A 9,845-nucleotide genomic window follows, 5' to 3' on the forward strand; every position below is an offset into this window, starting at 1 on the left:
AGGACTTTCATGATCGAAGTAAAACACCTGAAAACGCTACAAGCGTTGCGGAACTGCGGCTCGCTCGCAGCCGCTGCGGCGACATTGCATCAGACGCAATCCGCCCTGTCTCACCAGTTTAGCGATCTGGAACAACGCCTTGGCTTCCGGCTATTTGTGCGTAAAAGCCAGCCGCTACGCTTTACACCGCAGGGAGAAATCCTGTTGCAACTGGCAAACCAGGTACTGCCGCAAATCAGTCAGGCACTGCAAGCCTGCAATGAACCACAGCAGACACGCTTGCGCATTGCCATCGAGTGCCATAGCTGTATTCAGTGGCTGACGCCCGCGTTAGAAAATTTCCACAAGAACTGGCCGCAGGTGGAGATGGATTTTAAATCGGGCGTGACGTTTGACCCGCAGCCCGCGTTGCAACAGGGCGAGCTGGATCTGGTGATGACCTCTGATATTCTGCCGCGCAGTGGCCTGCATTATTCACCGATGTTCGATTATGAAGTCCGCCTAGTGTTAGCACCTGATCATCCACTGGCGGCGAAAACGCGAATCACGCCGGAAGATCTCGCCAGCGAGACGCTGTTGATTTACCCGGTACAGCGTAGCCGACTGGACGTCTGGCGGCATTTTCTTCAGCCAGCAGGCGTTAGCCCGTCGCTGAAAAGCGTCGATAACACCTTATTGTTGATCCAGATGGTTGCCGCACGGATGGGCATCGCTGCGCTACCGCATTGGGTGGTGGAGAGTTTTGAGCGCCAGGGTCTGGTGGTGACCAAAACTCTGGGCGAAGGCTTGTGGAGCCGACTGTACGCCGCCGTGCGCGATGGCGAGCAGCGTCAGCCGATTACAGAAGCGTTTATTCGCTCAGCGCGCAATCACGCCTGTGATCATCTGCCGTTTGTGAAGAGCGCGGAGCGACCCACTTTCGATGAACCCACAGTGAGGTCAGGATCACCAGCGCGCCTGTCATAAACGTTGGCCAGTGCGGCTGTTGGTGCCAGATTGCCAGATTAACCAACAGCCCCGCCGGAACATGCATATTGTTCATAATGCCCAGCGTTCCGGCGTCCACCTGCGTCGCGCCGTAGTTCCACATAAAGTAGCCAATCCCGGAAGCCACCACGCCAAGAAATACCAGAATGCCCCATTGCAGCGTGGTTTGCGGCATTTTCTGCGCATTTCCCAGCAAGAACCATGCAATCACCGCCACCAGGAACGCGCCAAGATAGAACCACGCAAAGGCGTTATGCTGCGGCATCGGGTGAGTTTCCATCAGGCGTTTGTAACCCACCATGCCGATGGCAAAAGTGATATTGGAGAGTTGCACCAGCAACAGGCCGGTCCAGAAATGGTCGGTGACCTGATCATAGCGAATAATCCCGGCACCAATCACCGCCAACAAGGCGCTAAAAGCATAGCCCCAGCGCAGACGGCGCTTACTCATGATGTCATAAATCAGCGTGATGTAGAGCGGAGTCAGTACGGTGAACAGCAACAGTTCGGAGACCGTCAGGTAGAGATAGGCGCGAAAACTCAGCATATACATCACGCCAAGCTGCATCGCACCCACCAGCATATACAGGCCGACCGTTTTCAGGCTATTGCCACGGGTACGCAGAAACGGCAGAAAAACCAGTGCCGCCAGGCCAACGCGCACCAGCACCGCAAAATAGCTATCGACGTGCCCCGCAAGGTACTCGCCATAAAAGCTAAAGGAGAAGGCCCACAGAATCGTGGTGATGATAAGTAGCGCCACAATGGATGTCTCTTTGTTTATCGAGTATCCATTGTAGCGAAGTATCAGGTTGACAACTGGCTAAATAGAGAACGATTACGATAAATAGAGCTTACGCAGATAGTGCGGCACCGCGTCTTCGGCGTTAGTGCCAATCACTTCCAGTTCTGGATGCAGATCTTTCAGGCGCTGATGCGCACTGCCCATAATGCAGCCTTTACCCGCCATCGACAGCATTTCGGCATCATTCATACCATCGCCAAAGGCAATGCAGTCCTTCAGGCTGTAGCCCAGTTTTTTCGCCACCGCTTCCAGCGCATGGCCTTTTGAAACACCGCCCGCCATCACTTCCAGACAGGTTAAGGTGGAGAAACTCACGTTAACACGGTCACCCCAGCGGGCGTTGATCGCCTGCTCCAGCGGCAACAGTTTTTCATGGGAATCACAGGTGAAGAACACTTTGCTGACGCCTTCCGGCTCCAGTAATCCCGGCTCGTACAGGGCATATTTGAACACCGCTTCTTTGAAAAAGCGCATCTCTTCCGGGCGGTGGCGGTTCATAAACCATTCATCATCGCGATAAACATTAGTAATGATGTCAGGGTTATCATTGACCACGCCAAACAGGTCGCTGGCAATATCACGATCCAGGTTATGGGCGAAAATCAAATTGCCATCCAGATCATGAACGCGCGCGCCATTGGAGGTAATCATGTAAGACTTAATCTCAAGATTATCGCGAATTTGGCCCACATCGACATGGTGGCGTCCGGTCGCAAACACAAAGTTGATACCGCGCGCGGTGAGCAGTTTCAGGGTTTCTTTGGCATAAGGAGATAGCGTATGGTCGGGGGAAAGTAACGTGCCATCTAAATCAGACGCAACAACCTGGTACATAAGAAATTTAAACCTCTATAGAGCGGTTTCCGCTGGGTAAGTTATGCCTGTTGAAAAATTCAACGATGGCGTGGAGCGCGACTGAGCGCATAGCGTCCTTTTCAAAAAGGATCTCATGGTATGCGCCTTTAATCACCAGCGGTCGCCCTCCTTCTACAGGGTGGCCCGCGGCAGCGCGGAGTTCACAAAAACGGTCGTGCATACGGTTATCGACCACTCGCTCCTCTTCAGCCTGCAAGAGGAGCGTTGGCGTGGCGTCATCACCCGCGCCAGCTAACACCTGTTCGCCGGCCAGAATACTTTCGCGCACCCAATGGTAGGTTGGTCCGCCGACGCGAATCGTTGGGTCATCGGCATAAAAGCGTAAATTGCGCCGATATCGCTGCCGACTATGGGTAAGTACGTTGACAGAAAACGGCAACGCGCGCCAGCGACCCGTGCCCATAGCATAGCCATCACGAAAACGTGGGTGCGCATCCGCCCAGTCGAGGATCTGCCGCGCCATAAATGATGGCATGCGAATCACAATCCCGAACATCGGCGCAGTGAGCGCAATGGCATCGCACACGCCCGGATGACGCTGCAAAAATAGTGTGGAGATCGCCCCGCCCATCGAATGTGCCAGTATATAGCGTTTACGCCACGGACCTGGCTGGACCTCTTGTTGCCAGAACGCCGCCAGGTCATCAACATAATCATTAAACTGGTTCACATGCCCGAGATGTGGATCGTCCAGCAGGCGACCGGAACGCCCCTGTCCACGATGGTCGATGATCAACACATCAAACCCCAGATGGAACAGATCGTAGGCCAGTTCCGCATACTTTACGTAACTCTCAATACGTCCAGGACAGATGACGACGACCCGGTCGTGTTGCGGCGCGCGAAAACGGACAAAACGTACCGGAATGTCATCAACGCCGATAAACTCTGCTTCATCTCGCTGGTGCCAGAAGTCAGTCAGTGGTCCCATGGTAAAAGCAGCGAATGCATTTTCTCTTGTTTTCCACTCTTTTTGCTGCTGAAACATCGGGTAATCTGCCTCTTAAACCACGTAAAATCATTTTTTAAGCGTGCCTGACACAACGTCGCGACAGTAGCGTATTGTGGCACAAAAATAGACAATTCGGGAAACTCCCATGACGCCTGAATGGTGGTTTGCTTACCTGCTGACATCAATCCTGTTAAGCCTCTCACCAGGCTCTGGCGCAATCAACACCATGACCACTTCACTCAATTATGGATACAGATGAAGGCGTTGAATAAGATTTTTGGCTCGTTGTTTATGCTGGTAGGAGCACCGTTAGCATCGGCGAGGCACTCATGAAAATCGTGTCGGATGCGGCGTAAACGCCTTATCCGACCTACTCTGTCATCAACGCGAAATAATCAAATGGATGCCAAATCCGGCAAATAAAGCCCCGGCAAAACCGTCAATCCACTTCGCCAGACGTTGATAACCACGGCGCATTTGCGGCAGAGCAAACAGGCTGGCAACGACGGAAAACCACGCCAGCGTTTCGACAATAATCAACGCGAAAATACCCCAGCGCGCGGTGGTGCCGACGTTATCACCGACAAACAGCGAGAACACCGAACCAAAGTAGATAATCGCTTTAGGGTTTGCGAGATTGGTCAGTAAGCCTTTCAGGAAACTACGCCCGCTTTTCGCCAATTCGACTTGTGGCGCAGGGGCAGAAATAACCTCTTTTTTCAGCGCTCCGCGTAGCATCTGGTAGCCCATCCAGCAAAGATACAGGCCTCCGCCCACCATAATCAGCGTATGCAGCCAGGCCATTTTTTCGATAATCAAATGCAGGCCAAGCAGCGCGATCCCTGCCCAGACCATTACGCCACAGGTGATACCCAACACACCCATCATCGCTTCTTTACGGGAACGACTAACGGCAGTCTGAGAGACGAAAAAGAAATCGGGGCCGGGACTCATAAGCGCCACAATGTGCACCATGGCAACGGTGAGAAATAACATCAACATACATTTGACTCGCGGGGAAAACGTTTACGGAATGTTCATCCTGGCACTTTTTTATGCTGCTGACTACTCTTCGTCATCACCGTCGACATGCGCGCGGATAAGCGTCATAAACGGTTTACCAAACCGTTCCAGCTTGCGCATCCCAACACCGTTGACGCTCAACATTTCGCTGGCGGTGATCGGCATCTGTTCCGCCATCTCAATCAAGGTAGCATCGTTAAACACCACATATGGCGGGATATTTTCTTCATCGGCGATGGCTTTACGCAGCTTGCGTAATTTGGCGAACAGTTTGCGGTCATAATTACCGCCGAACGATTTCTGCATCACTTTCGGTTTGAGCGCCACAATTCGCGGCACAGCGAGTTGCAAAGAAGACTCGCCACGCAGCACCGGGCGTGCGGCTTCTGTCAGTTGTAATGCAGAATGCTGGGCGATGTTTTGCGTCACCAAACCGAGATGAATCAATTGACGAATCACGCTTACCCAGTGTTCATGGCTTTTGTCCCGGCCCATGCCGTAAACCTTGAGTTTGTCGTGACCAAATTCGCGGATACGCTGGTTATTAGCGCCACGAATCACTTCTACTACATAGCCCATACCAAAACGCTGGTTGACGCGACCTATGGTAGAAAGCGCGATTTGCGCATCAGTCGAAGCATCATACTGCTTCGGCGGATCGAGGCAGATATCGCAGTTACCGCACGGTTCCTGGCGACCTTCGCCAAAATAGTTCAACAGCACCAGACGGCGGCAGGTCTGCGCCTCGGCAAAGGCGCCCATCGCATTGAGTTTATGCCGCTCGATATCCTGCAATTGCCCTTGCGGCTTCTCTTCCAGACAACGGCGCAGCCACGCCATATCTGCCGGATCGTAAAACAGCATCGCTTCTGCTGGCAGGCCATCACGCCCGGCGCGCCCGGTTTCCTGATAATAGGATTCGATATTGCGCGGAATATCAAAATGCACCACGAAGCGGACGTTAGGTTTATTAATGCCCATGCCAAACGCCACGGTCGCCACCACTATTTGCAGGTCATCGCGCTGAAATTTTTCCTGCACATCGGCACGGACATCATTTTCCAGCCCTGCATGATAAGCCGCTGCGCTAATACCCCGACTTTGCAAGCGCGCGGCGGTGTCTTCCACTTTCGCCCGGCTGTTGCAGTAAATAATGCCCGACTTACCGCGTTGTTCCTGCACATAACGCATTAGCTGATCAAGCGGTTTGAATTTCTCCATCAGCATGTAGCGAATATTCGGGCGGTCAAAACTGCTGATTTGGATCAGCGGATCGTTTAACCCCAGCAGACGCACGATATCCTGGCGCGTGGTGTCGTCGGCAGTAGCGGTCAGCGCCATAAACGGCAGTGTCGGGAAGCGTTGGCGCAACTGACCGAGCGCGGCGTATTCCGGGCGGAAATCATGGCCCCACTGGGAGATACAGTGTGCTTCATCAACAGCTAATAACGCCGGGTTCCAGTGCGCCAGATGCTCAAGAAAGTTATCCAGCATCAGGCGTTCCGGGGCGATATACAGCAGACGAATTTGCCCGGTGCGACAGCCCGTCATCACGTCAAGCTGCTGCTCGCGGGTTTGCGTCGAGTTAAGGCATGCTGCCGCCACGCCGTTGGCCTGTAGCTGATCCACCTGATCTTTCATCAACGAAATCAGCGGTGAAACAACCACAGTAAGGCCGTTTAGCAATAAGGCAGGGATTTGATAGCAAAGGGATTTGCCGCCGCCAGTAGGCATGACGACAAGGCAATCGCGGCCAGAAAGCACGGTGTCGATAATTTCTTCCTGACCAGGGCGAAACTGTTGGTAGCCAAAGGTTTCTTGTAAAACCTGTTTAGCTCCGAACTCCAGACTCAACACTTCCGCCTGCGCCACATTCACCCCAATTGCCTGAAATAAAAACAGGCGCTATTTTCAGCGCCTGCGCGAGAAACTGCAATGCTTTTAGCGTCTGGCAGGATAATGTTGGATGTAAGATTCCAGTTTTGCCAGAATGTTGGAGAAATCATCCTCTGTCAGATCGAACCAGACGCTCCATTCTTCACCATCCAGTTCTTCATCCAGCCACTCGTCGCGTACTGCATCTCTTGCCCGGAGTAAAAATGGAGGACGAAGTTCACAAGCAAGAATCACGGCAATTCTGACTCGCCCGTCCCAGTGTCCATAACATTCAAGTCCCAGACATGGTTCGGTGAACCACAACCGCACACTGGAGGGTAAACGGCGCTCAGACAATGCAGAGAACCATTCGTGGATCCTCTTAATATCAATGCACTCAAGTGCCGGATCGATTCTGTCGAAGCGGTTATCAGCCTGAGTCAGATTCACCTTCAATAAAAGCCAGTTATCGCTTGCCTCAGGAGACTCATATCCGACGATATCCAGCGTCAAAGTAACGGCCAGCTCACTATTGCTTAACGTAATCATAGCATTTGATTTTTAAACAAAAATTAGGTGCTGGCACTCTACCATGCATTAAAACAGGTCGTTTAGCATAACTCCCACACCGACGCGGGTCTGGTTGAAGTTATAGTCGATGAGCGATTCGCCGTAACCGCTGTAAAGCTGGGTATAAAGCCGTACATGTTTGGTGATCGGGTAACTTAATCCTAGCTCCGCGCCACCGTAACCGGTATTCCAGTTGTACTGTCCTTTTGCACTCAGAACAGCATCACCAAGGTGATAGCCAATTTTAAGCTGGTAGTACCCCATGTATTTGGTGATATCCGGGTTATCGTCGGTGTTGCCAATGACATACCACGGTTTCACCTCTAACAGCCAGTTGCCATTTTCAGCCATCAGGCGAGTATACAATCGGTTCCAGCTACGTGAAGTTGGGTCAGATCGCCCGTTAGAATCGTGGTTATACCCCATTTCTACGTCGCGTAGCGTCCAGCCAGCAAAACGGTAGTCTGTAGCAAAACCGAGGAACAATTGCGGTTCATAGTTGGTCTCACGAAATGGCGATGACTCTTCGCTATTAGAAAGCTGCCACCAGGATTTTTGGGTATAGGAAGCGCCCAACACCGAGTTAGGTCCCAAAATCCCACGCCACAACGGAAACGCCAGACTCAACTGGAACTTCACTTCATCTTTACGCGCATTTTTCGACCAATCGTAACTCGCGATCGCTTCCTTGTTCATATCGCTGGTTTGGGTGTAGATCACGTAGTTGGTGTCATACGGATAAAGGGTGAAAGGATTATCGTGCTCCAGCAACATATTGGCGATAATGCTGCCGCGCACCGCAGGTGCATCATGCACCTCTTTCACTGTTGCCTCTTGCGCATATACTGCCATCGGCAGCATACCCACAGACAACAACCAGCCCAGAAGAGTCCGCATTGGTCATGTTCTCCGTAACGAATAATTGATTCAGTAAATATGCGGGGTATTTTACATACTTACCTCAATTGCCGTTAGTTATCCCTTCTTAAAGTAGAAAACAACAATAAAGAAGCATAAAATCAACATTTCATTAACCAATGAAATGTAAGGATGATATGTCTGCCGTACTGACCGCCGAACAAGCCCTGAAATTAGTGGGTGAGATGTTTGTTTATCACATGCCGTTTAACCGTGCGTTGGGGATGGAACTGGAGCGTTACGAAAAAGAATTCGCGCAACTGGCCTTTAAAAATCAGCCAATGATGGTAGGCAACTGGGCGCAAAGTATATTGCACGGCGGGGTCATTGCATCGGCGCTTGACGTTGCCGCCGGGCTGGTTTGTGTTGGCAGCACCTTAACTCGCCATGAAACCATCAATGAAGATGAACTACGCCAGCGGCTGTCGCGGATGGGCACAATTGATCTTCGTGTGGATTACCTGCGCCCAGGCAGAGGAGAGCGTTTTACTGCCACCAGCAGCCTGTTGCGTGCGGGCAATAAAGTCGCCGTTGCCCGTGTTGAACTGCACAATGAAGAACAGCTTTATATTGCTAGTGCTACCGCCACCTATATGGTAGGTTGAAAACGTAAAAGCAGGTAAACTGCTTTTACCCATAAAAAATGAGTTTTTCCGATGGATACGAAACAAACGCGGCAGGGCGTATTACTCGCTCTTGCCGCTTATTTTATTTGGGGTATTGCGCCCGCGTACTTCAAGCTGATTTATTACGTACCTGCTGATGAGATCCTGACGCATCGCGTTATCTGGTCGTTTTTCTTTATGGTGGTGCTGATGAGTATCAGCCGCCAGTGGTCCTATTTAAAAACACTGATTCAGACGCCAAAGAAAATTCTGATGCTGGCGGTCTCCGCCGTGTTGATTGGCGGCAACTGGCTACTGTTTATCTGGGCGGTGAACAATCATCATATGCTGGAAGCGAGTCTGGGATACTTTATCAATCCGCTGGTTAACATATTGCTGGGGATGATTTTCCTCGGCGAACGCTTTCGCCGGATGCAATGGCTGGCGGTGATTCTGGCGATTTGTGGCGTGCTGGTCCAACTCTGGACTTTTGGTTCATTGCCGATCATCGCACTGGGGCTGGCGTTTAGCTTTGCCTTCTACGGTCTGGTGCGCAAAAAGATTGCGGTAGAAGCACAAACCGGCATGTTAATCGAAACAATGTGGCTACTGCCCATGGCGGCGATTTACCTGTTTGCGATTGCCGACAGCTCAACCAGCCATATGGGACAAAACCCAATGTCACTGAATTTATTGTTAATTGCCGCTGGTATTGTCACCACCGTACCGCTGTTGTGTTTTACCGCAGCAGCTACACGCCTGCGTCTCTCCACGTTAGGCTTTTTCCAGTATATTGGTCCGACGCTGATGTTCCTGCTGGCAGTAACGTTTTATGGCGAAAAACCGGGTGCCGATAAAATGGTGACTTTTGCCTTTATCTGGGTGGCGCTGGCGATTTTTGTGATGGATGCGATTTATACGCAGCGTAGAATTTCCAAATAAAAAATAAATATATTCTGAAAAAATATGCCTGCTCTTGCATAAGAGCGGGCATATTGCCATGCTAACGAAATTCTTACACAAGGATGTAAAATTAATGTTACGTATATTTATTCCAACATCTAAAGGCAGAATTTCCAGGCGCCGCTATATATTTTCATTTATTTTTACAAATCTAATTTGTATCTTACTTATTTCTTTTTTTTCCAATGCCGGGGCTGGTTTCTTTGTTATAACATCTACCATTCTTTTACATTATCTCGTTATCAACATGAATTGCCAACGACTCCGGGTG

10 protein-coding genes and 2 pseudogenes are annotated in these 9,845 nt (G+C 51.0%); 5 read left to right on the plus strand and 7 right to left on the minus strand.

The window, feature by feature from the left end; genetic code table 11:
• Positions 1-9: 9 nt before the first annotated feature.
• The gene (gene metR / locus EA14781_RS09645) at positions 10-966 is read left to right on the plus strand and encodes an HTH-type transcriptional regulator MetR (RefSeq protein WP_000573617.1); all 957 of its coding nucleotides are present in this window, start codon (positions 10-12) and stop codon (positions 964-966) included.
• Here metR and bioP read toward each other — a convergent pair.
• From bioP to pldB, 3 genes are all read right to left on the minus strand, one after another.
• Positions 851-1,750, minus strand: a complete 900-nt coding sequence (gene bioP / locus EA14781_RS23100) for a biotin transporter (protein ID WP_001196230.1) — start codon at positions 1,748-1,750, stop codon at positions 851-853. The genes metR and bioP overlap by 116 nt on opposite strands.
• Positions 1,751-1,825: 75 nt before the next feature.
• On the minus strand, positions 1,826-2,626 hold the full coding sequence (gene yigL, locus EA14781_RS09655; RefSeq protein WP_000285349.1) for a sugar/pyridoxal phosphate phosphatase YigL: 801 nt from the start codon (positions 2,624-2,626) through the stop codon (positions 1,826-1,828).
• A 7-nt stretch (positions 2,627-2,633) separates the two neighbouring features.
• Positions 2,634-3,656, minus strand: a complete 1,023-nt coding sequence (gene pldB, locus EA14781_RS09660) for a lysophospholipase L2 (protein WP_000487677.1) — start codon at positions 3,654-3,656, stop codon at positions 2,634-2,636.
• Between the two features lie 109 nt (positions 3,657-3,765).
• On the opposite strand from pldB, the pseudogene rhtB reads away from it, so the two are divergent.
• Positions 3,766-3,876 (plus strand): annotated as a pseudogene (rhtB, locus tag EA14781_RS24815) (homoserine/homoserine lactone efflux protein); the annotation flags it as partial.
• A 125-nt stretch (positions 3,877-4,001) separates the two neighbouring features.
• On the opposite strand, the gene rhtC reads toward rhtB, so the two are convergent.
• The 4 genes from rhtC to pldA all read right to left on the minus strand — a co-directional run bounded on the left by rhtC (position 4,002) and on the right by pldA (position 7,985).
• Complete coding sequence (rhtC, locus tag EA14781_RS09665; RefSeq protein WP_000928835.1) at positions 4,002-4,622, minus strand: threonine export protein RhtC; 621 nt, start codon at positions 4,620-4,622, stop codon at positions 4,002-4,004.
• Between the two features lie 63 nt (positions 4,623-4,685).
• Entirely contained in the window at positions 4,686-6,515 is a 1,830-nt protein-coding gene (gene recQ, locus EA14781_RS09670; RefSeq protein WP_024164680.1) for an ATP-dependent DNA helicase RecQ, read from the minus strand.
• A gap of 69 nt (positions 6,516-6,584) precedes the next feature.
• The gene (locus tag EA14781_RS09675; protein ID WP_000631825.1) at positions 6,585-7,067 is read right to left on the minus strand and encodes a WapI family immunity protein; all 483 of its coding nucleotides are present in this window, start codon (positions 7,065-7,067) and stop codon (positions 6,585-6,587) included.
• 48 nt (positions 7,068-7,115) lie between these two features.
• On the minus strand, positions 7,116-7,985 hold the full coding sequence (gene pldA / locus EA14781_RS09680) for a phospholipase A (RefSeq protein ID WP_001259602.1): 870 nt from the start codon (positions 7,983-7,985) through the stop codon (positions 7,116-7,118).
• Positions 7,986-8,143: 158 nt separating this feature from the next.
• On the opposite strand from pldA, the gene yigI reads away from it, so the two are divergent.
• From yigI to EA14781_RS09695, 3 genes and pseudogenes are all read left to right on the plus strand, one after another.
• Complete coding sequence (gene yigI / locus EA14781_RS09685) at positions 8,144-8,611, plus strand: acyl-CoA thioesterase YigI (protein WP_001277141.1); 468 nt, start codon at positions 8,144-8,146, stop codon at positions 8,609-8,611.
• A 51-nt stretch (positions 8,612-8,662) separates the two neighbouring features.
• Positions 8,663-9,553, plus strand: a complete 891-nt coding sequence (gene rarD, locus EA14781_RS09690) for an EamA family transporter RarD (RefSeq protein ID WP_000380002.1) — start codon at positions 8,663-8,665, stop codon at positions 9,551-9,553.
• Between the two features lie 94 nt (positions 9,554-9,647).
• A pseudogene (locus EA14781_RS09695) lies at positions 9,648-9,845 on the plus strand (hypothetical protein); the annotation flags it as partial.

It is taken from the genome of Escherichia albertii NBRC 107761 = DSM 17582 (genome assembly GCF_000759775.1).
GTDB lineage: Bacteria > Pseudomonadota > Gammaproteobacteria > Enterobacterales > Enterobacteriaceae > Escherichia > Escherichia albertii.

Excerpts from the sequence above, each read along its gene's own strand:
- metR (WP_000573617.1), top strand. The coding sequence starts at position 10 with ATGATCGAAGTAAAACACCTGAAAACGCTACAAGCGTTGCGGAACTGC.
- yigL (WP_000285349.1), bottom strand. The coding sequence starts at position 2,626 with ATGTACCAGGTTGTTGCGTCTGATTTAGATGGCACGTTACTTTCCCCC.
- pldB (WP_000487677.1), bottom strand. The coding sequence starts at position 3,656 with ATGTTTCAGCAGCAAAAAGAGTGGAAAACAAGAGAAAATGCATTCGCT.
- rhtC (WP_000928835.1), bottom strand. The coding sequence starts at position 4,622 with ATGTTGATGTTATTTCTCACCGTTGCCATGGTGCACATTGTGGCGCTT.
- EA14781_RS09675 (WP_000631825.1), bottom strand. The coding sequence starts at position 7,067 with ATGATTACGTTAAGCAATAGTGAGCTGGCCGTTACTTTGACGCTGGAT.
- pldA (WP_001259602.1), bottom strand. The coding sequence starts at position 7,985 with ATGCGGACTCTTCTGGGCTGGTTGTTGTCTGTGGGTATGCTGCCGATG.
- yigI (WP_001277141.1), top strand. The coding sequence starts at position 8,144 with ATGTCTGCCGTACTGACCGCCGAACAAGCCCTGAAATTAGTGGGTGAG.
- rarD (WP_000380002.1), top strand. The coding sequence starts at position 8,663 with ATGGATACGAAACAAACGCGGCAGGGCGTATTACTCGCTCTTGCCGCT.